The sequence below is a fragment of the Dactylosporangium sp. CA-092794 genome, assembly GCF_050948465.1.
Classification (GTDB): domain Bacteria; phylum Actinomycetota; class Actinomycetes; order Mycobacteriales; family Micromonosporaceae; genus Dactylosporangium.
Genome location: NZ_CP192044.1, coordinates 4824756 through 4850351, shown reverse-complemented (window position 1 = coordinate 4850351; position 25596 = coordinate 4824756). Strand labels below are relative to the sequence as shown.

Below are 25596 nucleotides of genomic sequence, written 5' to 3'. Positions count from 1 at the left end.
ACGACGGGTTCCGCGGCGCCGGCCGTGCAGGCGCCCGCGCGGGCCCGGCGGCGGCCCGGCGGGCGGGCGCCGCCCGACGGGGCCGGTTGCCCCGCACCGCCGCGACCTGCGGCGCATCCCGTTCGGCGAGGCCGCGGCTCGCGCGCGAGCGTGTGAGGCGCGACTGTCGGCCCGGACACACGGAAACCTCACCGCAGGGCGGCCAGGGCGGTGATCGTGTGGTCCACGACCTCGTCGATCGGCCGCCACGGGAAGCCCGGCATCGCCGGGACCAGCAGGTGGATGCCGTGCAGCGCGGCCCACAGCGCCTGGGCGTCCAGCATCGGGTCGGCACTCGCGCCGGTGCCGTCGGCGGCCGCCTCGGCGATCGCGTCGACCAGGAACTGGAACGCGCGGCGGCCGGACCCGTACTCGGGGGTCGCCGGGTTGATGTTGCCCGGATAGCGGTCGAACAGCAGCCGGTACTCCCCCGGGCGCTCCCGGGCGAACGCCGCGTAGGCGTGCGCGACCGCGCGCACCCGGGCCGCCCCGTTCTCCGCGCCGGCGGCGGCCACGGCGCAGTGCTCCCCGAGCGTCTCGAAGGCGCGGGACACGACCGCGTCGAGGATCGCGTCCCGGTCGGCGAAGTGCGGGTAGATCGACGGCGCGGCGATGCCCGCGGCGCGGGCGATGGCGCGCAGCGTGACGGCATCGCGGGAGGAGCGCTCCAGCAGGCCGGCCGCGGCCTGCAGGATCTCCTCGCGCAGCCGGCCGCCCTGGCCGCGGGCGTTCGTCTCGCGCTGCCGGTTCTTCATCGTGTGCCGCCTTCCCGGGTGTGCCGCCGGTCACGTCAAGTCAGGACTAACAGTTGTTAGTCTTCGGTGCTACGGTTGCCTTACACATGTTAGCCAAGGAGGCGGCGATGGAACTCATCAACAAGACGGCCCTGGTCACCGGGGCGAGCGGAGGCATCGGCGAGGAGCTGGCCCGGCAGCTCGCCGAGCGCGGGGCACACCTGGTGCTGGTGGCCCGGCGGGCCGACGCGCTCGAGCGGCTGCGCCGGGAGATCCTGGCCGCGCACCCCGGCCGCGAGGTCACCGTGATCCCGGCCGACCTGGCCGAGGCCGACGCCGGGCGCGAGGTCGTCGACGCGCTACGCGCGGCCGGTCGGCCGGTCGACCTGCTCGTCAACAACGCGGGCATCGGCTCGCACGGGGCGTTCGCCGAGCAGGACCCGGCGGCCGTGGCCCGGCTGATCCAGCTCAACATCACCTCCCTGGTCGACCTGACGGGCCGGCTGCTGCCCGGGATGCTCGAGCGCGGCTGCGGCGGCGTGGTCAACGTGGCCTCGACCGCGGCATTCCAGCCGGTTCCCAGCATGGCGGTGTACGCCGCGTCAAAGGCCTTCGTGCTCTCGTTCACCGAGGCGCTGTGGGGCGAGACGCGCGGCACCGGCGTGCGCGTGCTCACGCTGTGCCCGGGCGCCACCGAGACGGCGTTCTTCACCAACACCGGCAAGGAGTTCCTGACCCGCGGCCGGCAGACGCCCGCCGAGGTGGCCCGCACCGCGCTCAACGCCCTCGACGGGCACGCCCCGACCGCGGTCTCCGGCCTGGCCAACCGCCTCAGCAGCGCCGGCTACCGCTTCCTGCCCCGGGCCGCGATGATCCGGTTCAGCCAGGACGCCGTGCGCGCGACGCACGCGGCCTGAGGGCGGAGATCACCATCATGCGCCGGGAGGGTCACCGATGACCGGTCGCCGCGAACGGGAGTCGCCGGTCCACCCGCTGCGCGGCCGCGACGCCGAGCGGGCCGTGCTCGTCGGGCGGCTGGACGCCCTGGCGGACGGGCACGGCGGGGTCGTGGTGGTGGAGGGCGTGGCCGGCAGCGGCAAGTCGAGCCTGCTCGCCGAGGCGGCGGCCCTCGGGTGCGGGCGGGGCCTGCGCGTGTTCTCGGCGGCCGGGCAGGTCGCGTGGCTCGAGGTCACCATGTCGGTACTCCTGGAAGCCCTCACCGCCACCGACCGCCCGCCGGTCGACGTCGCCGCGCTGCGCCGGCTGGCCGAGCGCGGCGAGAGCGAGTTCTGGCTGCTGCAGGAGCTCAGCGAGGGCCTCGAACAGGCCACCCTCGAGGCGCCGGTGATCGTCGTCCTCGACGACCTGCAGTGGGCCGACACGGCCAGCGTGCGGGCGGTCGGCGCGCTGGCCCGGCGGCTGGCCGCCGACGCGGTGCTGTGGCTGCTCGCCCTGCGCTCCGGCGCGCCGGCGCCGGTGCGCGCGGTCGTCGACGAGCTGCGCGGGCTCGGCGCCGACGTGGTGCGGCTCGAGCCGCTCGACCCGCGGGCGGTCGAGGAGGTCGCCCGCGACGTGCTCGGCGGCGCGCCGGACGGGCGCCTGGGCGAGCTGCTGGCCGGCGCCCACGGCCGCCCGCTGCTGCTGCGGGAGCTGCTGCACGGGCTGCTCGACGAGGACGCGGTGAGCGTGCGCGACGGGCGGGCGACGCTGCGCGGCGAGCGCACCCCGCTGCGGTTCCGCGAGTCGATCCGCCGGCAGGTCGACCGGCTCTCCGACGAGGCGCGGCTGGCGGTGGAGCTGGCCGCGATCCTCGGCCGCACGTTCACCGTCGAGCAGATCGCCCGGATGATGGACCGCCGGGCGTCGGGGCTGCTGGGCCCGCTGCGCGAGGCCCTCGACGCGGACCTCATCGTGGAGACCGGGGAGCGCTTCGCCTTCCGCCACGACCTGGTCCGGGAGGCGATCGACGAGAGCCTGCCCGGGCCGCTGCGCCGGGCGCTGCGCAAGCAGGCCGTCGACGCGAGCCTGGCCGAGGGGGCGCCGGCGGCCGAGGTCGCCGCGCTGGTGCTGCAGACCGCCGCGCCGGGCGACCGGGAGGGGGTCGAGCTGCTGCGCCGCGCCGCCGCGGAGATCGGCCGCACCTCGCCCTCGGCCGCGGCGCGGCTGAGCCGGCACGCGTTCGGGCTGACCCGCCCCGACGATCCCGGGCGCGGCGCGCTGCTGGTGGAGACCGTGACGTACCTCAGCCACGCCGGCCTCTCCTCGGAGGCCTCGGCGCTGTTCGACCGCTGCCGCGACGCCGCGCTCGGGCCGGTCGACGAGGCCGAGATCCGCGACCGGCTCGCCACGACCTCGCTGCAGTACGACCCGGGCGTCTCCGCCGCGCTGTGCCGACGCGGGCTGCAGCTGGCCGACCTGCCCGCCGACCTCCGCGCCCGCCTGCACACCGGCCTGGCCATCGCCCACATCATCGACGGGCATCAGGAGGCGGCCCGCGCCGCCGCCGACGCCGCGGCGGCCGAGGCCCAGGACGGCCGCCACCCGCTGTCGACCTCGGCGGTGCTGATCCCGAAGGCGGTGACCGTCTTCCAGCGCTGCCGCTGGGACGCCGGCCTGCGCACCATCGACAGCTCGATCCGGCACCGCAACGAGGCCCTCGCCACCCGCTCGATGGCCCTCGCCGACGCGTGGAAGGCCCTGATGCTCAACGCGATCGGCCGCATCGACGACGCGTGGCGGCTGGCCGACGCCGGCTCGCGCGTGGCCCGGGCCGAGGGGCAGCTGGCCAACGCCCGGGTGTGGGCGACCGTGCGCGGCCGGGTCCACCTGCACGCCGGCCGGCTCGCCGACGCCCGGGCCGAGGCGGAGGCGGTGCTGGCGATGTCCGAGGAGCTGGGCGTCGGCGGCTACCTCAACGACGTCGCCACGTTCATCCTCGGCGAGGTCGCCCTCCACACCGCCGACCCGGCCGCGACGCGGACCGCCCGCTACGGCGCGGCCCGGATGAGCGCCGAGGCCGCCCCCAACCGGCGCCGCCTGGGGCTGTGGCTGCGGGCCCGGCTGGACGAGGCGAACGGCGCCGGCCTCGCCGAGGCCATGGCCGACGAGACGGTGGACGGGCTCTTCGGCGGCTGCGTCGAGGTGACCACGTTCGCCGAGCACGCCGACGTCGCCACGCTGGTGCGGCTGCTGCTGGCCGCCGGGCGCCGGGACCGGGCGGAGGCGGCGGTGGCCCGGCTGGAGGCCGAGCACCGCCGCCACGACGACGAGCCGGTCGTCGAGGCGGCCCTGTGCCACGCCCGGGGCACGCTGCGCGCGGACCCGGCCCAGTTGCTGCGGGCGGTCGAGCTCTACGCCGGCGACCAGCGGGTGCTGCTGCGCGCGCGGGTCGCCGAGGACGCCGGCGCGTCGGTCGCCGGCGCCGATCGGCCCGCCGGCCTGGCCCTGCTCGACGCGGCGCTCGAGCGGTGGACCGCGGCCGGGGCCGACCGCGACGCCGCCCGGGTCCGCCGGCTGCTGCGCGGGCACGGCGAGCGCCGGCGCCCGCCGGCCCGGGCGCCGGCCGGCTGGGGCGGGCTCACCGAGTCCGAGACGAAGGTGGTCCGCCTGGTGGCCCGGGGCCGGACCAACCGGCAGGTCGCCGACGAGCTGTTCCTCTCGCCGCACACGGTGAGCTCGCACCTGCGCCACGCCTTCGCCAAGCTCGGCATCCGGTCCCGGATCGAGCTGGCCCGCCTGGTCGCCGAGGCCGGCGCCGCCGGCAAGGACGCGAGCTAGCGCCCACGCCCCTGCCCGGGCTTCGTCGCCGCACCGGGCCGCGACCCTGCCCGAGGCGCCGGCGGCGTGCTCGCGCTCGATGTCCCGGGCGAGGCCGGGATCGCCTCGACCGGCACGTTCACCGGGGCGACGTGGCTGAGCCTCATGACGCCGCCGTCTCCGGGGCGTAGAGCTCCTCCTCGGTGAGCACCGGGGCGGAGTCGTCGTGCCGGCCGGCCCGCGCCGCGGAGCCGAACATGGTGCCGCGGGCCGCCCGCAGCGGCGCGAACTTGGCGAAGCCCAGCGCCTTGGGGATGTCGTCGTAGACGGCTTCCATGCCGCCCTGCATGAGGTACGTCTCGTGCCAGAAGCCGGTGCCACCGCTGTCGCGCAGGAAGTTCAGCCACCACTGGCGGTGCGGTTCGGAGCGGGAGTACGCCAGCAGCGACGGCATGTCGCGCCAGTACTGGCGCATGCCGATGTTCATCGGGAACAGCGAGTAGTACACCGGCTCGTGCAGCAGCAGCCCGTCGGGCATGTCGGCCGCGGACTTGGCGATCCGGGGGCCGAAGCCCAGCAGCGTGCGCAGGCCGAAGAGCCGGTTCACGCGCATCCCGAGGTAGATCACGACGAGGTCTGGATAGGACGACAGGTCGACGGTCTGCCGGTTGACCCGGGTCGGCATCGTCAAGCTCCCTCACTGGTGGGTACGGGTCGTTGCGAGATCAAGCAGATCGCACCGCCCCGCCTCCGCGCATCGCATGGACGTGCGATGCGCCGCGGCTCGGGGCGTGTCAGGCGGCGGACGCGTGCTGCTCCGCGGGCAGGCCGCCGCCCAGCCAGGCGCGCACCGCGGCCGCCTCGTCGTCGGTGAGCGGGATCTGCGCCGCCTCGACGCGGCTGAGCACGTTGCCGACGAACGCCGCGGCGATCTCCTGCGGGGTCGGCGGCGGCTGGCGGTGCAGCGGATACCCGCCGAACGACGTGCCGCGCACCACGAACGCCACCGCGCCCCGGCTGACCGGCACGCCGGCGTCGCGCAGCCGGTCGCGGGACCAGCTGGTGCACTGGGTGAGGTTGAAGCGAAAGCCGCGGGCGTACTCCGACAGCGTCTCGTAGATCGCCGGCCACCAGCCCTGCGGCAGCCGGGGCAGGCTCAGCTGGTCGGCGAGGCGCTCGACCGGCTCGGGCAGGGCCGTGCGCTGGGCGCCCGGCGCGGCCGGGTCGGGGGCGGCGTGCCGGCCGTCGTCCCACAGCAGGTGCTGGGACATGTGCAGGCCGGGCAGTTGCAGGGTCTCCAGGGCGCGGGCGAAGCTGCCGAACCCGAACCAGTTGCTGGCCCCGACCACCGGCCCGAGCTCGCCGCGCAGCCGGTAGGCCAGGGCCGCCATGTTCAGCGGGGCCTCCGCGGCGGTGTACTCGGCGGTGACGATGGAGCGGAACCGCTCGTACGCCTCGCCGTTGGGCAGTTCCTCGTACTCCTCCGGCAGTTCCTCGTCGTCGAGGTCGACCGGCTCGCCCTGCACCAGCGCCAGCAGCTGCTGGCTGTCCAGCAGCTTGTCGGCGATGGCGGTGAACGCCTCCGCCGCGTCGGCCGGGGAGACGATCATCGTGCGCCGGTCGGCCCGGCGCAGGCGCTGCAGCAGCGGGGTCATGTCCGAGTCGCCCGAGGCGATGACGAACTCCTCGTAGGCGGTCGGCTCGGCCAGCGCGTCGACCGCGTCCACGACGATGCGGATGTCGGCGCCGTTCTTGGTGGCGTTGTACCGCGGGCAGTCGATCACCTCGAAGCCCGCGCGCACGAAGGACGGCCGGAACCGCGAGAAGTAGAGCCGGTTCTGGTCACCGGCGGCGTCGCGATGGTTCACCCAGCCGGCCGGATTGAGGTAGCAGCGCAGGATCAGCCAGCGCCGCGGGGTCTCGCCGGTGAGCGTCGTGGACAGCCGGCGCAGCCAGGCGCCCGGATCGGTGGCGAACTCGACGGCGACGTCGGGATCGAGCTTGAACAGCCCGGAGAAAACGTTGTCGAAGTCGAGGAAGAACGCCGCCCGCACGTGGCCCATGGCCCGAATGTATCAATGGCGACCAGGGCGGCAGGCCGGCTACTTCGTAGGCAGGCCCGGCTACTTCCGGGGCAGGCCTGGCTACGCTAGCGGCGGCCGGGTCACAGCCGGGTGGCATCGGCGCCCCCGCGGTCGTCCGGTAGCGTTGCCGAACTGAGTGAACCACGGTGAATGCCGCTCAGTGTGTTGTGATCGTCTTTGCACGACGCATCGAGCAGCTTCACGGAGCGTCATTCAACGGCTACGCTGAATGCCCGGCGTCCGGATGCGGAGGAAAGGCGACCATGGTCAAGAAGATCCTCAGATGGGGTGGCCTGGCGTTCCTGGTGTTCTTCGTCGCGTACCGCCCGCAATCTGCGGCAAACATCGTGAGCTCCATCGGCGGCAGCCTCCTGGATGTCGCCAACGGCTTCGGCGACTTCTTCGCCTCACTCGGCGCCTCGCTCGCCGGCGGCTGACCCACCCCATCGCCGCCGGCCGGTGCCCCGGCCGGCGGAGGCAGCACACACGTCGTCGCCGCACTGGTCGGCCGCGTCGTGGACCAGCAGGGCGATCTGGACACGGTTGTTCAGGCTCAGCTCGGCGAGCAGCCGCGAGACGCGTGCCCTGCCGGCACGCTCATCCGCAGGCCGGCGGCGATCTCAGCGTCGGACCGGCCGCGGCCGACGGCGGCGGCTACCTCGCGCTCGCGGTCGGTGAGCCGGTCCAGCACGTCCCGCGCGCCCGCGGGCCCAGCGAGCCGGAGCGGCGGGTCATCGGCGCGGCCTAGCCACGCCACGAGGCGGAAGCCGTCCGGGGAGCGGCCGTGTTCGAGGCGGCCGCCGGCGAGGACGATCCGCTCGGCGAGCCCGATCAGGCCGGCGGCAGAGCCCGATCAGGCCGGTTGGCGGAGCCGGGCACGTCGGTCGGGGTGTGCGGCAGCGGGCCGCATTCGCGCGCCGCTGACCGGGCCGGGCGTCACCGGTGCCGAGCTTCGCCGTGCCGGTCCTGCTGCGGGGCGCTTTGCCGGTGCGGGCCGGGTTGCCTCCCGATTTGTCGCGCCGACATCCGCTAGGCGACCGGAAGTCTCCGTGATCATGCTGCACTCGGCTCCGGCACCAAGGGTTTTTCATGATCGCGGAGTCAAAATGTACACCCGTGTACCGTATGTCTCCGGGATCATGGAAAACCGGTGGTTCGACCGCGGTGACGTGCATGATCGCGGAGAGAAAAGGCCGCCGTAGCCGGCTCATATCGGACTTTTCGCCTGCCGGGTGATAAATCCGAAAAGTCCGGACACGGAGTGTCTGGACCTTTCGGCTTGAACTTGGCGCCGCGGGCCTGGCAGGGGCGGGGCGCCCGTTCAGGGCAGGCCCCGGCCCGGTTCGCCCAGTCTGGCTCGGTTGGGCTTGGCAAGAACCGACCCAGACCAGGCGCTGGCGGCAGCAACGGTCTTCAGGTGACGCGGACCCGAGTCATCGATGAATTAACGCCGCAGGGCGGAGGCTAGCAGCTGGACCAGGTGCTGGCCCGGCACGCCGGCGAGGTCGTCGGCCTGGGTGCGGCAGGAGAAGCCGTCGGCGAGGAAGACGTCGTCGGGGGCCTTGGCGGCCAGCGCGGGCAGCAACTGCTGCTCGGCCACCTGGACCGACACCTCGTAGTGCCCCCGCTCGACGCCGAAGTTGCCGGCCAGGCCGCAGCAGCCGCCGAGGCGGCGCACGGTGGCGCCGGCGCGCTTGAGCAGGCGGGCGTCGGCGTCCCAGCCCATCACGGCGTGGTGGTGGCAGTGCGGCTGGGCGACGACCGTGACGCCCTCCAGGGACGGGGGTGTCCAGTCGGGGGTACTGGCGAGCAGCTCGGCGACGGTGACGGTGGCCTTGCTCACCGCGCGGGCCTCGTCGGTGTCGACGAGCTCGAGCAGGTCGCTGCGCAGCACGCCGGTGCAGGACGGCTCGAGGCCGACGATCGGGGTGCCGCGGCCGGCCGCCTCGTGCAGGTGGTCGACGGTGCGGCCGAGGATCCGGCGGGCGGCGTCGAGCTGGCCGGTGCTGATCCAGGTCAGACCGCAGCAGGCCTCGGCGCCGGTGATCTGCGGCGCGTAGCCGGCGGCGGTGAGCACCTCGACGGCGTCCCGGGCGATCTGCGGGGCGAAGTGGTCGGTGAAGCTGTCGACGAACAGCAGGACCGGCTTGCCGGTCGCGGTGCGCCGGCCGGCCGTGGTGCGGAACCACTGGCGGAACGTCTTGGTGGCGAAGGCGGGGATGGCGCGGCGGCGGTCGACGCCGGCCAGGAACAGGGCGAGGGTACGCAGGCCGGGGGTGGCCATGAGCCGGTTGGCGAGCCTCGGCACGCGCGACGCCAGGCGGGACCAGCGGGGCAGCCGGCCCAGGGAGTAGTGCGCGCGGGGGCGCAGCCGGCCGCGGTAGCTCTGGTGGAGCACCTCGGCCTTGTAGGCGGCCATGTCGATGCCGGTCGGGCAGTCGGAGGCGCAGCCCTTGCAGGACAGGCACAGGTCGAGCGCGTCGTGGATGGCGGGGGCGCGCCAGTCGGGGGCGAGGTCGCCGTCGAGCATCTCCTGCAGGACGCGGGCCCGGCCCCGGGTGGAGTCCTTCTCGGCGCGGGTGGCCAGGAACGACGGGCACATCACGCCGCCGAGGGCCGTCGTGTCGGCGCGGCACTTGCCCACGCCGGTGCAGCGGTGCACGGCCTGGTTGAAGTCGCCGCCGTCGGCGTGGTAGGCCAGCGCCAGCTTCGTGTGGACCGGGCGGGCCTGCGCGACCCGGACGTCGGCGTCGAGCGGGTCGGGGTCGACCAGCACGCCGGGGTTGAGCAGGCCGTCGGCGTCGAAGGCGCCCTTGATCGCACGGAACAGGTCGATGGCCTGGGCGGAGTACATCTTCGGCAGCAGCTCGCTGCGGGCCCGGCCGTCGCCGTGCTCACCGGACAGCGAGCCGCCGTAGCGGACGACCAGGTCGGCCGCGTCCTGCAGGAACGCGCGGAACTTCCCCGGGCCGCCCGGCCTGTCGAGCGGGAAGTCGAGCCGCACGTGCACGCAGCCGTCGCCGAGGTGGCCGTACGGCATGGCGGACAGCCCGTGCTGGTCGACCAGGGCGTCGAAGTCGCGCAGGTAGTCGCCGATGCGTGCGGGCGGCACGGCGGCGTCCTCCCAGCCGGCGTGCGCGGGCCGCCCGGACGGGGCGCGCCCGGCCAGCCCGGCGCCGTCCTCGCGGATGCGCCACAGCGGGGCGGCGACCGCCGGGTCCTCGACCACCAGCGTGTCCAGCGCGCCGGATGCCGCCACGAGGAGCCGGGCGCGCTCGCGGGCCTCGCCGAGGTCGTCGCCGGCGATCTCGACGAACAGCCAGGACCGGCCGTCCGGCAGCGGTGGTACGGCGTCGGGGCCGCGCCGGCCGGTGACGACCTCGATGATCCGCGAGTCGATCCCCTCGCAGGCGGTCGGGCCGAACCCGAGGACCGTGGGCACCGCGTCGCCGGCCGTGCCGAAGTCCGGATACCCGAGCACGACCAGCAGCCGGTGCTCGGGGTCGGCGACCAGCCGGACCGTCGCCTCGGTGACCACGGCGAGGGTGCCCTCGCTGCCGACGAGGAGCCCGGTGAGGTCGAAGCCGCGCTCGGGCAGCAGGTGCTCGACCGCGTACCCGGACACCTGGCGCGGGAAGGTGGCGAACTCGGTGCGGGCGACCGCCAGGTTGGCCCGCACGATGCCCTCGAGGCTCGCCGCGATCGCCTTGGCGCCCTCGGCGGTCGGGCGGCCCTTCTCGTCCCGCCCGGTGACGAGCCGCTCGCCGTCGATCGTGAAGGCGGACAGGCCGATGACGTTGTCGGAGGTCCGGCCGTACCCCAGGGCGCGCGACCCGCACGCGTTGTTGCCGATCATGCCGCCGATCGTGCAGCGGGTGTGGCTCGACGGGTCGGGCCCGAACCGCAGGGCGTGCGGCCGGGCGGCGGCCTGCAGCGTGGCGTGGACGGTGCCGGCCTGCACCCGGGCGGTGCGGCTCGCGGCGTCGACGTCGAGAACCCGGTCCATGTGCCGGCTGAAGTCGAGCACGACGCCGCGCCCGATGGCGTTGCCGGCGATCGAGGTGCCGGCCCCGCGCGCGGTGATCGGCACGCCCAGCGCCCGGCAGACCTCCAGCGTGGCCGCGACCTCGTCGTCGTCGCGCGGCCGGACGACGGCCAGGGGAACGACCCGGTACAGCGAGGCGTCGGTGGCATAGGCCGCGCGGTGCGCCGCGTCGATCAGCACGTCGCCGACGCCGGCCCGGTTGAGGCGACCGACGAGATCATCCGAGTTGCCGGTCATGTCCCTCTTCCCGCTCGCAGCTGAACTCCCGCTGAATGGTAGTCGCCGGGTTTGGGTATCGAGACGCGCGATGAGTGAACTGACGGCAAGACTCGACCTCCCGCTGTGGACCCACGCACCGGCCGCCGCCCGGCGCGCGGTCACCGGCGTGTTGCTCAGCTGGGGCCTGGACGACCCCGCCTGGCTCGACGCCGCCGAAGTGGTGGTGAGCGAGCTCGTCACCAACGCCTGCCTGCACGGCGGCGGCGCGATCGAGCTGTCCGTGCGGTGGCACGACCCGGCGGTCACGGTGTCGGTCGTCGACGGTGCTTCAGTGGTACCGCACGGGCCCGGTCCCAACGGCACCGGCGGCGCCGGGATGACGATCATCGAGGCGCTGACCACGCGGTGGGGCGTCGAGGACCACCAGGGCGGCAAGCGCATGTGGGTCGAGCTGCCACCCGCCCCCGCCGGCCCGCGCCCATCGGCGGGCACCGCCCGCGAGGCCCTGGCGTGACGATCGTCGACCGGCCCTCGTCCGCCCGCCCAAGCCCGGCGGCCCCGGCGTGATGATCGTCCACCGGCCCGAGGGCGGCGGGGTGCGGCTGGCGCTGGCCGGGGAGCTGGACATCGCCACCGTACCGCTGCCGGAACGGCACGTCGGCCGGGCGCTCACCCGCCGCCCCGGCCACCTGCTGCTCGACCTGGCCGGCGTACGGTTCTGCGACTCGACCGGCGTCGCCGCCCTGATCGACGCCCACACCGCGGCCGCGGCCCGGCACGTCGCCCTGCGCGTGGTGAACGCGAACGACATCACCCGGAGGGTGATGCAGATCATGGGCACCCTGGACGCGCTGACCTGATTCGCCCGCGCGCCCGCCCACCCGGACATATCCTCTGTATCAGTGCAAACCCCGCGATCTGGTTCCTCTTCCTCCACGAGCGACGGGACCCCGATGAACGACCCGAACGGCGCCACGGAGCAGATCACCGCCGCCCAGCTGCACGGCATCATCTGGCAGGTCTGGACGGCCTATCTCGGCGCCGGCCCGACCATCACCGAAGCCGCCGACCAGCCGCCCACCGACGCCGAGATCACCGCGAGCGTCTGCATCGCCGGCGCCTGGCTAGGCCACGTAGTACTCCGCAGCGGCCTGGCCGCTGCCGCCGCAATCGCCACCGCGATGCTCGACCTGGAGGCCGGCGGCGTCAAACCCGACGACATCCAGGACGCCACGGGCGAGCTGATGAACATCACCGCCGGCAACGTCAAGAGCCTCCTCCCCCACCCCAGCCACCTGGCCCTCCCCCAGGTAGTAGTGGGCCAGGCCGAAATCCTCTGGCCCGGCACCCGCCTACTAACCCGCGCCGCCGTAGCCTGGGACGACCACACCATCTCCATAGAAATCCTCCACGGCGACACCCCACCCCTCTAGCCCACCCCCACCGCACCGAACTGCCCGCGCAGCAGCCACAGGTTGCCTGGGACGGGCCCCCAGGCACAGCGCCAAAGGCGCAACAGGCGACAGCACCCAGGACCCCAGGGCCGCGCCGCCTGGCCCCAAGCCGCCGACGACCACGTGGCGCCCGGCCTGCGCGTCCAAACCCCGGGGTGGGCACGACCGGCGATCACGTCCCACATCCCGGGCGCTGCACGCCGCAGCGACCAGAAGTCTCCGCGATCATGCACAACCGGCACCGACACCAACGGTTTTTCATGATCACGGAGCACTGATGTACACCCGCATACCACAAGTCTCCGGGATCATGAAAAGCGCGCGGAACGCCCACCGCGGTCCTCATGATCACGGAGACATACATCCGCCGATCGTCTGGCTCGCGTCGGAGGAGGCGGCGGGCGTGCACGACGAGCGCATCGTGGCCACCGAGTCCAAGGCATGGCTGCTGGACCGGGGGCGCGCCGCTGGGATAACGTCCATCCATCGATGTAGATGGGAGGTGTACGGTGAAGAAGGTGGTTGTGCGCAAGGAGGAACCGGTGCGGCTGGAGGCCGAGTCGCGCCGGCTCTGGATCGAGTGGTGCTGGTAGCCGGGCACGGTGAAGGTGCCGCGACGGCCGAGCCGGCGGTGTACGGCACCTTCGACTGTCACGCCTGGTCGCAGGGACCCTACGGCGGCGTGGGCGGCTTCCTCCGCCGGATCGTCGCCGAGCTGCCCACGGCTCGGCGGGCGCTCATCGAGGCGCACGAGGTGGAGCTGTGCAGCGCCGTGCCCGACCTGCGCGGCGCGGTGCCCGACCTGCGCGGCGCGCCGGCGGCGGTGCGCGCCGGCGACGTGCGGATCAGGTTCCATCCGGCCAAGCGCACCCGGGCCCTCGCGTTCGGGCTGGCCGGGTTCGTCGCCGGGTGGGCGGCCGGGCTGCCGGCGCCGGTCGTCGTGCAGTTCGGCAACGTCGACCAGGCCGATGCGACCACGCTCGAGTTCCTGGACGCCCTGCGCCGTGCCGGCCCGCCCGGCCTGGTGGTGGAGACCGGGCCCGGTGCGGAGATGGAAACCGCCGAGCCCGAGTGGCACGACCGGCGGGCGGACGAGCTGGAGGCCACCGGTGAGTGGTCGTGGCGGCTGGGCGCCATCCCGTACCACCGGGAGCGCGGCACCGCGCCGGAAACCGCCGGCGTCGCCGCACTCTTCGCCGCGCTCGACCACTGCGTCGCGGCCGGCTTCTACACCCACGGGCAGCGCCTCGCCGAGCGCGGGCTGCGCCTGGTGAGCCCGGCGGCCGGCGCGGCGAACCGGTGGGCGTTCACCACCGGCCTGGGCACCTGCGAGACCGCCCTCGGCCGGCCGGCGGAGGCGCTCGAACGGTACCGCCAAGCCTGGAACGCCACCCCGGACCCGAAGATCCGGATGTCGGCGGCGGCGTCGATCGCCACGCTCCACGCCCGGCACCTGCCCGGCGACCCGGCGGCGGCGCGGCCGTGGGTCGAGGAGGCGCTGGCGCTGGCCGGGCGGATCGAGGAGCCGCGCCGGCGTACCGTCCTCACCGTCTTCTACGGCCAGATCGCCGCGCTGGTGGACCACCGGACCGGCGATCGGGCGGCCGCGCTGCGTACCGTCGAGGAGGGCCTCGCCCGGCTGGAGCGGGACCTCGCCCCCGGCGAGCGGCGCCAGGATCGGGCCCGGCTGCTGCACAACCGCGCCCAGCTGCACCTGGCGGCCGGGCGGGCCGGCGCCGCGCTGGCCGACCTCGACGCGGTGATCGCCGAGGATCCGGACAACGCCGAGTACTACGTCGACCGGGGCGCCCTGCATCGCGCGGCTGGCCGCCCGGCCGCGGCCGTCGCGGACTACGGCACCGCGATCCGGCTCGGGCCGCACCTCGCCGAGGCGTACTACAACCGGGCGCTGACCGCCCGCTCGCTCGGCGACCTCGCGGGCGCGCGGGCCGACCTGGACCGCGTGCTGGCTCAGGATCCCGGCCACGCCGATGCACTGCTCAACCGGTCCGGCCTGCGGTACGAGTCGGGCGACCCGGACGGCGCGGAGGCCGACGCCCGGGCCGGGCTTTCCGTGCGCCCGGACGACCCGGAGCTGCTGTGCGCGCTGGGCCTGGCCCGGGCCGGGCGGGGCGCCGCGGAGGAGGCCGAGGCGCTGCTCACCCGGGCCGTCGAGGCGCGCCCGGACCTGACCGAGGCCCTGATCAATCGGGCCGCGATCCGCTACGAGCGCGGCGCCGTGGCGGCCGCGATCGCCGACCTGGATCGCGCGATCGCGGTGGCGGACGGCGTGATCGCCCGGTACAACCGCGGCCACGCCCACCAGGAGCTGGCCCACTGGCCCGAGGCGGCCGCCGACTTCGCCGCCGCTCTGGCCCTGGACGACGGCGCCGACCCCGAGCTCACCGCCGACCTGCGCGCGCGGCTCGCGCAATGCCGGCAATGACCACTTCCTGGGACGGTCTTGCCACGAAGCGGGACGGCTCGCACGATCAAGGCGCCATGATCTGCTTGCCGAGCACGATTATCAGCCGGCGCGACAGCTGACACCCCAGCGTCGCGCCCACCCCTCGTCGCCCTACCGGGCCGGGGGGGTTTTCTCTTTCCGCCACACCGCACGGAAGGCGCCCCATGCACACGGTGATGATCAGATTGAGCCCACGGGTCGATTCACTGACCCTGCTACGAGTCTTCGCCATCCTGTACCACCGCCAGACCACCGTCCATGCGATGGACTTCGACGCCGACCGGCCGGACGGTCCCCTGCTCACCGCGCGGGTGAGCTTCTCCGGCGCCGCGTGGGACACGGTGCGGGAGTCGCTGCGGCGGGCGGTCGGCGTCATGGAGGTGTCGGGGCGGGCGTGACCAGCGGCAGGAAGGCGGTGTCGACGATCTCCTCGATGGTGGCGCGCGGCACCGGCTCCAGCGTCGTCATCAGCTCGTACCGGTAAAGGTCGAACGGCAGTCGCGCGATGCGCGGGGTCAGCTTGGCCGGGTCGATCTCGCCGCGGTCGACGGCCCGGCGCATGATCTGCTCGACCACCGACTCGTGGTTGCCCGGCATCACGTCCCGCAGGTCGGCGATGGTGGTGCCGGTCTCCTTGTAGTACGCGGCGAGCTGCAGCATCACGAAGGTCGCGATGCCGATCCGGGTCTCGTTGGTCTGCACCAGCAGGGCGATCAGGTCGCCGCGGAGGCTGCCGGTCTGCGGCGGTGGCGGCCAGTTGTTGGCCCCGTGGTGGGCCAGGGCCGCCCGGACCAGATCCTGCTTGGCCGGCCAGCGCCGGTACAGCACGGCGCGACTGGTGCCGGCGCGGACCGCGACCGCGTCGATGGTGAAGCCGTCGTAGCCGCTGTCCAGCAGCTCGCTCCAGGCGGCGTCCAGCAGCGCCGACTCCAGCTCGGCGCCGCGGCGGCGATGCTGAGCCGGCCGGTCTATAAGAGGCATTGTGTATCCTAAAGTTCGGCTGTAGAGTCTCGTACCGAAGAGACAAAGCGTATCTTACGAAGACGCCAGATGCTCTTCATCGTGCCCGAGTCGCACAGAAGGAGCCAGATGGAGACCTATCCGCGATCGAGGGCAAGGCACCGCTGTCCAGGCTGATCCGCGAGTTCGTGCTCGCGCATCCGAGCAAGTAGGAGCAACCCGCACCATGGACATTCTCGTTTCGGGCGCCGGCATGGCCGGGCTGTCGGCCGCGGTCAACCTCGGGACCCGAGGCCACCGCGTGACGATCGTCGAGCGCTCCACGCACTTCCGGGTCAACGGCTCGCCGATCGACATCCGCGGCGACGCCCTCGGCATCGCCGAGCGGATGGGGCTGCTGGAGCGCATCCGCGACCGGCGGGTGGACATGACCGAGCAGAGCCAGTTCATCGACGGCGACGGCAATGTCGTCGTGCGGGTGCCGGTGGAGGAGGCCGGCGACTCGGCCGACGACCTCGAGATCGCGCGGGAGGACCTCGCGCGGATCCTCGCCGACGCGCTGCCGGCCGACGCGCGGGTGCTGTTCCAGGACTCCGTCGACGCGATCGCCGACGACGGCGACGGCGTCGGCGTCGGCGTCGGCGTCGGCGTGCGGTTCGTGTCCGGCCGCGCCGAGCGCTACGACTTGGTGATCGGGGCCGACGGCCTGCACTCCGCGGTCCGGCGGCTCGTCTTCGGCCCCGAGCGGGACTTCAACCACCACCTCGGCTACTACGCCGCCATCGCCGACATGCCCGGCGAGGAGCCCCGCGCCGACCGGGTCAACCCCATCTACAACTACCCGGGCCACCTGGCGGGCATCGTCCGCTACAACGACACGACGCTCGCCATCTTCATGTTCCGGTCCGACCCGATCGACTACGACCACCACGACCTCGACGCCCAGAAGGACATCCTCGCCGAGGCGTTCGCCGGGCACACCGAGTGGCGGATTCCCGACCTGCTCGCCGCCGCCCGCGCCGACCCGGAGCTGTATTTCGACTCGGCCAGCCAGATCCGCATGCCGTCCTGGCACCGGGGCCGGGTCGTGCTCGTCGGCGACGCCGCGCACGCCGCCTCCGGCCTGTCCGGGCGGGGCACGTCGCTCGCGTTCACCGGCACCCACATCCTCGCCGAGGAGCTCGACCGCAGCGGCGGCGACCACCTCGCGGCGTTCGAGCGATACGAGGAGCGCCAGCGGCCGTATGTGGACTTCGCTCAGCACAGCGTCCACGGCGGGGCCGACCTCATCGTGCCGGCCACCTGGGAGGCGATCCGGGCCCGCAACGAGCGGGTCCTCGCCTCCGCCGGCAGCCGGCCCGCCGGCGCATAGGATCGGCTTCGGCGAAAGGAGACCAGGCCGTGGCGAGCAACCCCGATGACGCCTTCCAGGCCCGGCCCGACCTGACGGGCTCGTTCGGCATGTGCGCCTCGACGCACTGGCTGGCGTCGGCCACCGGGCAGTCGGTGCTCGAGCGCGGCGGCAACGCGTTCGACGCCGCCGTCGCCGCGGCCTTCGTGCTCCACGTGGTCGAGCCGCACCTCAACGGGCCGGGCGGCGACCTGGTCGCGCTGATCGCGCCGGCCGGGGCGCCGCCGCGGGTGCTGTCCGGGCAGGGGCCGGCCCCGCGCGGGGCGACGATCGAGCACTTCACCGCGGAGGGCCTCGACCTCGTGCCCGGCGCCGGGGCCCTCGCGGCGGCCGTGCCGGGGGCGGTGGAGGCGTGGCTGCTGCTCCTGCGCGACCACGGCACCTGGGAGCTGCCGGCGGTGCTCGAGTATGCCGTGCACTACGCCACCGCCGGTCACCGCATCGGTGCCGGCGCCGCGGAGACGATCGCCGCGGTGGCGCCGCTGTTCCGCGACGGGTGGCCGACCTCGGCCGAGCTGTGGCTGAGCGACGGCGTGCCGCCGCGGGCCGGGCAGGTGGTGCGCAACCCGGCGTATTCCGAAACGCTGACCAGGCTCGCGCGGGAGGCCTCCGGCGCCGGGAGCCGCGCCGAGCGCATCGACCGGGCCCGGTCGGCGTGGAGCCGCGGGTTCGTGGCCCGGGACATCGACGCGTTCGTCCGCTCCACCCCGCACCAGCACTCGACCGGCACCGTGCACCGCGGGGTGCTGACCGCCGACGACATGGCGGCGTTCGCGGCCGGCTACGAGGAGCCGGTCGCCGGGTCGTTCCGCGGCACGGGGGTGCTCAAGGCCGGCCCGTGGTCGCAGGGCCCGGCGCTGCTGCAGACGCTCGCCATCCTCGACGGCCTCACCGACGCCGAGCTCGACCTGACCACCGACCTCGGCGTGCACCACGTGGTCGAGGCGCTCAAGCTGGCGATGGCCGACCGGGAGGCGTATTACGGCGAGGACCTCCCGCCGGCCGACCTGCGCCACCTGCTCTCCGCCGGCTACGCACGGCAGCGGCGGGCGCTGATCGGCCCGGCGGCGTCCCACGAGCTGCGGCCCGGGCGGCTGCCGGGCCGGGCAGCGCCCGAGCTGCCGGCGCTGTGGACGGCGCGGGTCCCGGTGGCCCGGGGCGGGAGCGTCGGCGAGCCGACCGTCTCGCCGGCCGGCGTGACCCGGGGCGACACCTGCCACCTCGACGTCATGGACCGCTGGGGCAACGCGATCTCGGCGACGCCGTCCGGCGGCTGGCTGCAGTCCTCGCCCGCCATCCCCGGCCTCGGCTTCGCGCTCGGCACCCGACTCCAGATGACCTGGCTCGACCCGCGCAGCCCGTCGGCGCTGCGCCCCGGCCGGCGCCCACGCACCACCCTCACCCCGACCCTGCTGGTTCGCGACGGCGCGGTGGTCAGCGCACTCGGCACTCCCGGCGGCGACCAGCAGGAGCAGTGGCAGGTCGGGTATCTCGTCAACGCCCTCGCCGCCGGCCTGAGCCCCCAGCGCTCCATCGAGGCGCCCGCCTTCCACACCACCAGCTTCCCGAGCAGCTTCTGGCCCCGCACCGGCACGCCGGGCGGCATCGTCGTCGAGGACCGCCTCGGCGACGACGTCATCCGCGCCCTCGCCGCGCGCGGCCACGTCGTCACCCGCGCCGGCGACTGGACCCTGGGCCGCCTCTCATCCGTCAGCCGCGACCCGACCACCGGCGAACTGTCCGCCGCCGCCAACCCCCGCGGCGGCCAGGGCTACGCCACCGGCCGATGACCACCCCACCCCACCCCCGCCCCGACCCCACCGCGGCCCAGGCCCCACCCCGACCCAGGCCCCACCGCGGCCCGGCACACCCCCGCCCCGACCCGGCACACCGCAACCCCGACCCCACCGCGGCCCGGCACACCGCAACCCCGACCCCACCGCGGCCCGGCACACCGCGGCCTAGGCTAGGCGCGGCCCAGGATAGGACCCGAGACTTCGCGTGTCCGCCACGGATCGGCACCGATACGGCCGTGATGCGCCGCGTGCGGTCCGGGGCGGCCGGCCCGCAGCCGCCGTGCTCCGCCCGCGCCCCGGCGCCGGCGAGCGCCACCCGAGAACCGGCACCGCCGGCCGCCATGCCCGCCAGGCGACCACCTGGCGCGCGGCCTGCGCGTCCCAACGCCCTGCGGCAGTCGCGGTCGGCGATCACGTCCCGCCCGTGGGGGCTGCACCCCGCGCAGCACGGCGCAGCGACCGGAAGTCTCCGTGATCATGCGCAACTGGCACCGACACCAACGGTTTTTCATGATCACGGAGTGCTGATGTACCCCTGTGTACCAGAAGTCTCCGGGATCATGGCAAACCCGGTGTGCGGCCACCGCGAGCAGCATGATCACGGAGACATATGGCCGCCCCGGCCCGCGCAGATCGCAGGTTGCGCCCGACGGGTGCGACATCCGCACCGGTCCGCTGCACCGGTCCGCTGCGCGGGCCCGAGGGGTTGGCGCCGATCACCGCTGTGCCCCGCCGATGCCGAGCCCGCGTCGGCCCCGCGGCCGCCTGAGCATCGAGGAACACAATCAGGCGCTGGCCGCAAACACCACGTCAGCGGATGTGACCCGCCGCGCACGGAGCCGCGGTTGGACGGACGCCGCCCGGCGCGCCGGTGCGGGTCATCATCGCGTTCGGCACCACCGTCGGCGGCGGGCTGCTGGTCCGAGCGGTCCGAGCCGGCAGCGGTCCGAGCCGGCAGCGGTCCGAGCCGACCCTGGTCCGAGCCGACCCTGGTCCGAGCCGACCCTGGTCCGAGCCGACCCTGGTCCGAGCCGACCCTGGTCCGAGCCGACCCTGGTCCGAGCCGACCCTGGTCCGAGCCGACCCTGGTCCGAGCCGACCCTGGTCCGAGCCGACCCTGGTCCGAGCCGACCCTGGTCCGAGCCGACCCTGGTCCGAGCCGACCCTGGTCCGAGCCGACCCTGGTCCGAGCCGACCCTGGTCCGAGCCGACCCTGGTCCGAGCCGACCCTGGTCCGAGCCGACCCTGGTCCGAGCCGACGCTGGTCCGAGCGGTCCGAACCGGCAGCGGTCCGAGCGTGCTGAGGTTGCGCCGGGCCGAACCGGTCGTCGAAATGCGTGGGGTGCAAGCCGCGAGCCCGGCGACCGGTGGGCGGCGGGGCGGCGGGCGCTACAGGTGTTCGGCGTAGAAGGACGCCAGGCGGGTGACGGCCTGGTCGACGTGCTCGGGGCGGTCGTACAGGTCGTAGTGGCTGGCGCCGTCCACGACGAGCAGGTCCTTCTTGCCGGGGGCCCGGTGGTACAGGTCCTGGCCGTCCCGGTAGGAGCCGAAGCTGCCGATGCGGTTGCCGACCACGACCTGCAGCGGCTGCGTCAGTAATTCCTCGACCAGGTGGAAGGCGTCGAAGGCGAGCATCGCCGCGTTGCTGGTGAAGCGCAGGCGGTTGACCGATCGCTCGTGGAAGCCGCGCGCGGTTCGGTAGTAGTCGACCGCCTCCAGCACGTCCAGGTCGGTGACGCCGGCTTCGGCCGCGGCCGTCGGGGTGTCGGGGATCCAGGGGGTGATCAGCGGTTCGGCGCCGCGGGCCTCTTGCGTGCGCTGCCGACCCACCGCGGCCAGCTGCTCGATCGCGTCGCCGGACGCGCGGTGGGCGCGGCCGATGTTGATCGGGACCACGGCGCCGACCGCCTTGATCCGGTGTTCGGTCATGGCGGCGTTGACCGCGTACCCGCCGCCGGCGCAGACGCCGAGCACGCCGATGCGCTCCTCGTCGACGTACCCCAGCGTCATGAGGAAGTCGACCGCGCACCGGATGTCCTCCACTCGGGCGGACGGCTCCTCCGCGAACCTCGGCTCGCCGCCGCTCGCGCCCTGGTGCGACGCGTCGAAGGCCAGGGTCACGTACCCGTGCTCGGCCATCCGGCGCGCGTAGATGCCGGCCGTCTGCTCCTTCACGCCGCTGCCCGGGTGCACGCAGACGATCGCGGCGTGCTTGCGGTGCTCGTCGAAGCCGGCGGGAAGGTAGAGGTTCGCCGCCAGCTCGATGCCCGCATTGTTGAAGGTCACGTGTTCCATGACCGCCAGTCTGTCGGCGGTGGAGCAGACTGTGAATGCTCCAGCGTGGCCGATCCTTGCGCTAAAGTCCGAAGATGGGGACGGACCCGCTGTCGGAGCTGCTGGCGCTGGTCGACGCGCGCTGCGTGATCACCGGCGGCCTGCGGGCCGGCGGCGAGTGGGCGCTGCGGTCGGAGCCGGAGGCCGAGGTCAAGCTGGACGCGGTGCTGCGGGGGTCCTGCTGGCTGGTGGTCGCCGGCCGCCCGCCGGTGCGGCTGGTCGCGGGCGACGTCGTCGTGCTGAACCGGGCCGGGCCGGTGGTGCTGTGCAGCGCGCCGGGGGTGCGCGCGGTCGAGGCGGCGCGGATCCCGGCGCCGGGCGGGGAGCCGCTGCGCCGGCTCGGCAGCGGCGCGGACGTCACGATCATCGGCGGGCACGTGGCCCTCGACCCGGCCGCGGCGGAGCTGTTCACGTCGGCGCTGCCCGCCGTGATCCACGCGCGTGCGGCCGGCGCCGAGGCGGCCGAGCTGCGGCGCCTGCTCAAGCGGATCATGGAGGAGACGGCGGGCGCGCGGCCGGGTGCCGGGTTCGCCCGGGACCAGCACGCCCAGCTGCTGCTGCTCGAGGTGCTGCGGATCGGGCTGCGGCAGGAGACGCTGCTGCAGCCGGGGTGGCTCCGGCTGCTCGCCGACGCGCGGCTGCGCCCGGCGGTGTCGCTGATGCACGCCGAGCCCGCCCGCGCGTGGGGGCTGGCCGACCTGGCCGCGGCGGCGGGCATGTCGCGCAGCCACTTCGCCCACCGGTTCCGCGCGGTCTCGGGCCAGACCCCGCTGGCGTACCTGGCGCAGTGGCGGGTCCGGCTCGCGGAGCGGGCCCTCCGCGAGTCGGACACGACGGTCGCCGCCCTCGCCCAGCGGCTCGGCTACGCGTCGGAGAGCTCGTTCAGCCACGCGTTCACCCGCGTCGCCGGGATGTCGCCCAGCCGGTACCGCCGCACCGCCGGGCGTCAGGTGCCGGAGTCGTAGAGCGCCTTGACCTCGGCGGCGGCGAGCGGCCGGTCGTAGACGTGCACCTGGTCGACCGCGCCGCCCCAGTAGTCGACCGGGTTGCCGCCGAACCGGGCCCGGCCGATCACCAGCGGGCCGGTGGAGGCGGTCCCGGAGCAGGCGTCGACCGTGCGGACCGGCTGCCCGTCGACGTAGAGCGCGAGCCGCCCGGCCGACGCGTCCCGGACGCCGGCCAGGTGGTACCACTGCCCGGCGACCGGGGTCGCCGGGGCGAGGGCGCGCAGCCCGGCGAAGCTCATCGCGAAGCGCCGGTCGCTGCCCGAGTACTGCAGGAAGAACGCGCTGCTGGCCGGGGCGTCCTGGCTCACCACGGTCTGGAACGCGCCGGAGACGTTGTCCAGCCGTACCCAGGCCGCGACGCTGTAGCTGCCGGCGGTGTCCAGGATGGTCCGTCCGGTGTCGATGTACTGGCCGGCGCCGTTGAACCGCACCGCCGATCCGGTCCGGCCCGCCGTCCACTGTGGAGCGTTGACCAGGGTGCCGTCGTTGTCGCCGGCCTCGTCGGCGGCGGTGGTGCCGGAGCCCTCGTCCAGCGGCCAGTAGCCGACGCCGGTCAGGCCGGGCGTGCCGGGCCGCGGGGCGGGCAGGTCCCAGCCGTCGCAGGCGCCGGGGACGCCGACATGGTCGACGGGGCGCCGGCCGGCCGCGGTCGCCCACTGCTGGTTCGGGGTGCTGCCGAGCGCCACGGTCACGGTACCGCCGCGGCGGACGAACGACTCGGGCAGCCAGGAGCGGTCGTAGCGGCGGTCATCCAGGCGTACCCCCTGGACAAACTGATTGGCGTCGGAGGTTGCCGGCGCCTTGATGACCAGCTCGGCGCCGTTGCCGCGGTCGAGGACCACCTTCGGGAACAGCGGGGCGGCGACGAGCAGCTCGGCCCGGCCGGGGGTCTGCGGGAAGACGCCCATGGCGGCGAAGACGTACCAGGCCGACATGGTGCCGAGGTCGTCGTTGCCGGGCAGGCCGGAGGGGCCGGTGCCGTAGACCGTGTCGACGATCTCGCGCACCGTGGCCTGCGTCTTCCACGGCTGGCCGAGCGCGTTGTAGAGCCACGGGGCGTGCAGGCCGGGCTCGTTCGCCGGGTCGTAGCGCAGCGCGCTGCCGCCCTTGACCGCCCAGTTGCCGGCCTCGTCGTGGAAGAACCCGTCGAGCCGGCGGACGGCGGCCTCCGGGCCGCCCATCGCGTCGGCGAGGCCGGCCACGTTCTGCGGGACCATCCACGTGTACGTCGCGCTGGAGCCCTGCGCGAAGCCGAAGTCCGTCGACGGGCTGAACGACCCGGCCCAGCCGCCGTCGCGGTTGCGGGCCTGCTGGTAGCCGTCGGTCGCGGTAGCCGCGGAGTTGTAGGTGTTGCGCCACCAGTTGGCCCGCGCGCTCAGCGAAGCGGCGTCGCGGCCGAGCCGCTGCGCCCACATCGCGAGCGAGAAGTCGGCGAGCGAGTTCTCCAGGGTCTCGGCGGCGCCGCCCCAGCAGTGGCAGGCGTCGTTCGGGGCATAGTGTGAGGCGAGGTACTGCTCGAGCGCCGGGCGCTGGCCGGTGCACTGGCCGGGGCAGCCGCCGTCGTTCTCGGCGTCCGGGTTCTGCACGGTGGCCTGCCGCAGCAGCGACGCGAACGCGCCGGCGGTGTCGAAGTTGGTCGCGCCCATCGCCACGAACGTGGACAGCGTCGGCGCGGCCGGGTCGCCGGTCATCACGTGGGTGGCGCCGTTGTTGTGCAGCCAGCGGTCCCAGATGCCGTTGTTCTGCTGCGCGAACTGGTACAGCGACTGCGCGAAGTCCCCGGCGAGGCGCGGCTTGAGCAGCGCCAGCAGCTGGATGTGGGCGCGGTACTGGTCCCAGCCGGAGAAGGTGCCGTACTGCGCGCCCTGCCCGCGGGCCAGCCGGTGGACGCGCAGGTCGCTGCCGAGGTACTGCCCGTCGACGTCGTTGACGATGTTCGGCTGCAGCAGGGAGTGGTACAGCGCGGTGTAGAAGGTGGTGCGCTGCGCCTCGGTCCCGCCGCCGACCTTCACGCCCCGCAGCTCGTCGTTCCACTGCCGGTAGCCCTCGGCGGCGACGGTGGCGACGGTGGCGGTGCGGCGCAGCTCGGTGTCCCGGTTCAGCTCGGCGCCGGCCAGGCTGACGTAGGAGATGCCGATCCGCATGCGCACCCGCTCGCCGGGCGCGAAGCTGACGTAGCCGCCCGAGCCGCGGCCGAGCCGGTCGGCGCCGGTGGCGTAGCCCTCGCCGCCGGTCGCGTGCGTCCCGCCGGGCGTGAGCGCGCCGTTCTGCCAGGTGCCGGTGCCCGCGAAGCCGCGGTCGAATTCGGCGCTGAAGTACAGGCGGTAATACGACTTGCGGTTGTTGACCCCGCCGTTGGCCCGGCGGCCGCAGAACGCGCCGGTCAGCACCGAGCCGGTCACCTTCCGCCCGGCCGGGTCGATGGTGATCTCGGCGTCCTCGCTGCCGTTGAGCGAGTTGGAGACCCGGAACAGCAGGTTGGCGGGGGCGTCCGGCGGGAACGTGAACTCCCCCACGCCGGCCCGGGTGGTGACCGCCAGGTCGGTCTGCACGCCCGAGTCCAGGGTGACCGTGTAGCGGCCCGGCACCGCCGACTCGGCCGCGTGGGAGAAGCCGGCGGCGTACTTGCTGTCGGTGGTGTCGGCGGTCGGCGAGGAGTCCACCGTGCCGGCGAAGGGCATGATCGGCACGTCGCCGGCCGCGCCGGGGTTGCAGCCGGCGCCGTTGAGGTGGGTCAGGCTGAAGCCGCGGACCCGGGTGGTGTCGTACTGGTAGCCGTTCGCGGCGCCGGTGCCGGTCTGGTCCCCGCGGGTGCTCGTCGGGCTCCACGAGATCATGCCGAACGGCCGCACCGCCCCCGGCCAGGTGTTGCCGTCGTGCGCGGTGCCGATGAACGGGTCAACGTATCGAGCGGGATCGTTCACCAGGTCGGTCGATGCGACGGCGACCGCCGGCGTGCCTCCCGCGACGATCGCGAGCGCCACACCGGCGACCGCCCCAAGGCGGATCGCGGACAAATCACCCTCCTGCGGCCAGGTTCGGTCAGACGTAACATAAGCCGTCGAAGATCAACGATGCCGCACCAATCAGGTGAATATTGATTGACTCCGGTCCGTGCAACGCACGACCGTCGCTCCCGTCAGACACCGGGCCCGGCCTGCCCTGAACGGGCGGCCGGGCCCTGCCAGGTCCGCGGTGCCAAGAACCAAGGGCCCGGTCGGTAAGGAGTCTTTACGATTGCTCCCCTTAGCCCTACGATTTCGACCAACATCACTGACGTGATCGGCCCG

At 74.2% G+C, this 25596-nt stretch carries 19 protein-coding genes and 1 pseudogene; 11 read left to right on the top strand and 9 right to left on the bottom strand.

The genetic code is table 11. From position 1 onward, the window contains the following. Positions 1-188: 188 nt before the first annotated feature. Entirely contained in the window at positions 189-794 is a 606-nt protein-coding gene (locus ACQPXD_RS20910; RefSeq protein ID WP_432840953.1) for a TetR/AcrR family transcriptional regulator, read from the bottom strand. Positions 795-901: 107 nt separating this feature from the next. Here ACQPXD_RS20910 and ACQPXD_RS20905 point away from each other — a divergent pair, with 107 nt between their 5' ends. Together ACQPXD_RS20905 and ACQPXD_RS20900 are read left to right on the top strand one after the other, a co-directional pair. Then, the gene (locus ACQPXD_RS20905; RefSeq protein WP_432840951.1) at positions 902-1690 is read left to right on the top strand and encodes an SDR family NAD(P)-dependent oxidoreductase; all 789 of its coding nucleotides are present in this window, start codon (positions 902-904) and stop codon (positions 1688-1690) included. 37 nt (positions 1691-1727) lie between these two features. Next, positions 1728-4550 carry an AAA family ATPase gene (locus ACQPXD_RS20900; RefSeq protein ID WP_432840949.1) on the top strand — a complete coding sequence of 941 codons (2823 nt, stop codon included), beginning with the start codon at positions 1728-1730 and terminating at the stop codon, positions 4548-4550. 142 nt (positions 4551-4692) lie between these two features. Here ACQPXD_RS20900 and ACQPXD_RS20895 read toward each other — a convergent pair whose 3' ends face one another. The 3 genes from ACQPXD_RS20895 to ACQPXD_RS20885 all read right to left on the bottom strand — a co-directional run bounded on the left by ACQPXD_RS20895 (position 4693) and on the right by ACQPXD_RS20885 (position 6816). Further along, complete coding sequence (locus tag ACQPXD_RS20895; RefSeq protein ID WP_432840947.1) at positions 4693-5214, bottom strand: monooxygenase family protein; 522 nt, start codon at positions 5212-5214, stop codon at positions 4693-4695. A 109-nt stretch (positions 5215-5323) separates the two neighbouring features. Then, entirely contained in the window at positions 5324-6592 is a 1269-nt protein-coding gene (locus ACQPXD_RS20890) for an NYN domain-containing protein (RefSeq protein ID WP_432840945.1), read from the bottom strand. A 101-nt stretch (positions 6593-6693) separates the two neighbouring features. Beyond that, a complete protein-coding gene (locus tag ACQPXD_RS20885; protein ID WP_432840943.1) occupies positions 6694-6816 on the bottom strand; it encodes a hypothetical protein in 123 nt (40 codons plus the stop codon). Positions 6817-6876: 60 nt separating this feature from the next. On the opposite strand from ACQPXD_RS20885, the gene ACQPXD_RS20880 reads away from it, so the two are divergent. Next, the gene (locus ACQPXD_RS20880; protein ID WP_432840941.1) at positions 6877-7050 is read left to right on the top strand and encodes a hypothetical protein; all 174 of its coding nucleotides are present in this window, start codon (positions 6877-6879) and stop codon (positions 7048-7050) included. A gap of 72 nt (positions 7051-7122) precedes the next feature. Here ACQPXD_RS20880 and ACQPXD_RS20875 read toward each other — a convergent pair. Then, a pseudogene (locus ACQPXD_RS20875) lies at positions 7123-7292 on the bottom strand (DNA-binding response regulator); the annotation flags it as partial. Between the two features lie 765 nt (positions 7293-8057). Then, entirely contained in the window at positions 8058-10895 is a 2838-nt protein-coding gene (locus ACQPXD_RS20870; protein WP_432840939.1) for an FAD-binding and (Fe-S)-binding domain-containing protein, read from the bottom strand. A 70-nt stretch (positions 10896-10965) separates the two neighbouring features. On the opposite strand from ACQPXD_RS20870, the gene ACQPXD_RS20865 reads away from it, so the two are divergent. The 5 genes from ACQPXD_RS20865 (at position 10966) to ACQPXD_RS20845 (ending at position 15196) form a co-directional block, all read left to right on the top strand. After that, positions 10966-11391 (top strand): ATP-binding protein, encoded by a 426-nt coding sequence (locus tag ACQPXD_RS20865; protein WP_432840937.1) that lies wholly within the window; start codon positions 10966-10968, stop codon positions 11389-11391. Between the two features lie 52 nt (positions 11392-11443). Continuing rightward, positions 11444-11737, top strand: a complete 294-nt coding sequence (locus ACQPXD_RS20860; protein ID WP_432843912.1) for an STAS domain-containing protein — start codon at positions 11444-11446, stop codon at positions 11735-11737. A gap of 93 nt (positions 11738-11830) precedes the next feature. Then, a complete protein-coding gene (locus ACQPXD_RS20855) occupies positions 11831-12310 on the top strand; it encodes a chemotaxis protein CheX (protein ID WP_432840935.1) in 480 nt (159 codons plus the stop codon). A gap of 604 nt (positions 12311-12914) precedes the next feature. Beyond that, a complete protein-coding gene (locus ACQPXD_RS20850; RefSeq protein ID WP_432840933.1) occupies positions 12915-14777 on the top strand; it encodes a tetratricopeptide repeat protein in 1863 nt (620 codons plus the stop codon). Between the two features lie 197 nt (positions 14778-14974). After that, positions 14975-15196, top strand: coding sequence for a hypothetical protein (locus ACQPXD_RS20845; RefSeq protein WP_432840931.1), 222 nt, complete (start codon positions 14975-14977; stop codon positions 15194-15196). Here ACQPXD_RS20845 and ACQPXD_RS20840 read toward each other — a convergent pair. Beyond that, positions 15171-15779 (bottom strand): TetR/AcrR family transcriptional regulator, encoded by a 609-nt coding sequence (locus ACQPXD_RS20840; protein ID WP_432840929.1) that lies wholly within the window; start codon positions 15777-15779, stop codon positions 15171-15173. The genes ACQPXD_RS20845 and ACQPXD_RS20840 overlap by 26 nt on opposite strands. Before the next feature lie 205 nt (positions 15780-15984). Here ACQPXD_RS20840 and ACQPXD_RS20835 point away from each other — a divergent pair, with 205 nt between their 5' ends. Together ACQPXD_RS20835 and ACQPXD_RS20830 are read left to right on the top strand one after the other, a co-directional pair. Further along, on the top strand, positions 15985-17130 hold the full coding sequence (locus ACQPXD_RS20835) for an FAD-dependent monooxygenase (RefSeq protein ID WP_432840927.1): 1146 nt from the start codon (positions 15985-15987) through the stop codon (positions 17128-17130). Positions 17131-17159: 29 nt separating this feature from the next. Then, on the top strand, positions 17160-18959 hold the full coding sequence (locus ACQPXD_RS20830; RefSeq protein ID WP_432840925.1) for a gamma-glutamyltransferase family protein: 1800 nt from the start codon (positions 17160-17162) through the stop codon (positions 18957-18959). 1395 nt (positions 18960-20354) lie between these two features. Here the strand turns inward: ACQPXD_RS20830 and ACQPXD_RS20825 are convergent. Beyond that, the gene (locus ACQPXD_RS20825; protein WP_432840923.1) at positions 20355-21260 is read right to left on the bottom strand and encodes an alpha/beta hydrolase; all 906 of its coding nucleotides are present in this window, start codon (positions 21258-21260) and stop codon (positions 20355-20357) included. Positions 21261-21334: 74 nt separating this feature from the next. On the opposite strand from ACQPXD_RS20825, the gene ACQPXD_RS20820 reads away from it, so the two are divergent. Further along, complete coding sequence (locus tag ACQPXD_RS20820) at positions 21335-22264, top strand: AraC family transcriptional regulator (protein ID WP_432840921.1); 930 nt, start codon at positions 21335-21337, stop codon at positions 22262-22264. Here ACQPXD_RS20820 and ACQPXD_RS20815 read toward each other — a convergent pair. After that, complete coding sequence (locus ACQPXD_RS20815) at positions 22246-25323, bottom strand: GH92 family glycosyl hydrolase (RefSeq protein WP_432840919.1); 3078 nt, start codon at positions 25321-25323, stop codon at positions 22246-22248. The genes ACQPXD_RS20820 and ACQPXD_RS20815 overlap by 19 nt on opposite strands. Between the last annotated feature and the right edge of the window lie 273 nt (positions 25324-25596).

Coding starts and splice junctions, on each gene's coding strand:
- ACQPXD_RS20910 (WP_432840953.1), bottom strand. CDS start 794: ATGAAGAACCGGCAGCGCGAGACGAACGCCCGCGGCCAGGGCGGCCGG.
- ACQPXD_RS20905 (WP_432840951.1), top strand. CDS start 902: ATGGAACTCATCAACAAGACGGCCCTGGTCACCGGGGCGAGCGGAGGC.
- ACQPXD_RS20900 (WP_432840949.1), top strand. CDS start 1,728: ATGACCGGTCGCCGCGAACGGGAGTCGCCGGTCCACCCGCTGCGCGGC.
- ACQPXD_RS20895 (WP_432840947.1), bottom strand. CDS start 5,214: ATGCCGACCCGGGTCAACCGGCAGACCGTCGACCTGTCGTCCTATCCA.
- ACQPXD_RS20890 (WP_432840945.1), bottom strand. CDS start 6,592: ATGGGCCACGTGCGGGCGGCGTTCTTCCTCGACTTCGACAACGTTTTC.
- ACQPXD_RS20880 (WP_432840941.1), top strand. CDS start 6,877: ATGGTCAAGAAGATCCTCAGATGGGGTGGCCTGGCGTTCCTGGTGTTC.
- ACQPXD_RS20870 (WP_432840939.1), bottom strand. CDS start 10,895: ATGACCGGCAACTCGGATGATCTCGTCGGTCGCCTCAACCGGGCCGGC.
- ACQPXD_RS20865 (WP_432840937.1), top strand. CDS start 10,966: ATGAGTGAACTGACGGCAAGACTCGACCTCCCGCTGTGGACCCACGCA.
- ACQPXD_RS20860 (WP_432843912.1), top strand. CDS start 11,444: ATGATCGTCCACCGGCCCGAGGGCGGCGGGGTGCGGCTGGCGCTGGCC.
- ACQPXD_RS20855 (WP_432840935.1), top strand. CDS start 11,831: ATGAACGACCCGAACGGCGCCACGGAGCAGATCACCGCCGCCCAGCTG.
- ACQPXD_RS20845 (WP_432840931.1), top strand. CDS start 14,975: ATGATCAGATTGAGCCCACGGGTCGATTCACTGACCCTGCTACGAGTC.
- ACQPXD_RS20840 (WP_432840929.1), bottom strand. CDS start 15,779: ATGCCTCTTATAGACCGGCCGGCTCAGCATCGCCGCCGCGGCGCCGAG.
- ACQPXD_RS20835 (WP_432840927.1), top strand. CDS start 15,985: ATGGACATTCTCGTTTCGGGCGCCGGCATGGCCGGGCTGTCGGCCGCG.
- ACQPXD_RS20825 (WP_432840923.1), bottom strand. CDS start 21,260: ATGGAACACGTGACCTTCAACAATGCGGGCATCGAGCTGGCGGCGAAC.
- ACQPXD_RS20820 (WP_432840921.1), top strand. CDS start 21,335: ATGGGGACGGACCCGCTGTCGGAGCTGCTGGCGCTGGTCGACGCGCGC.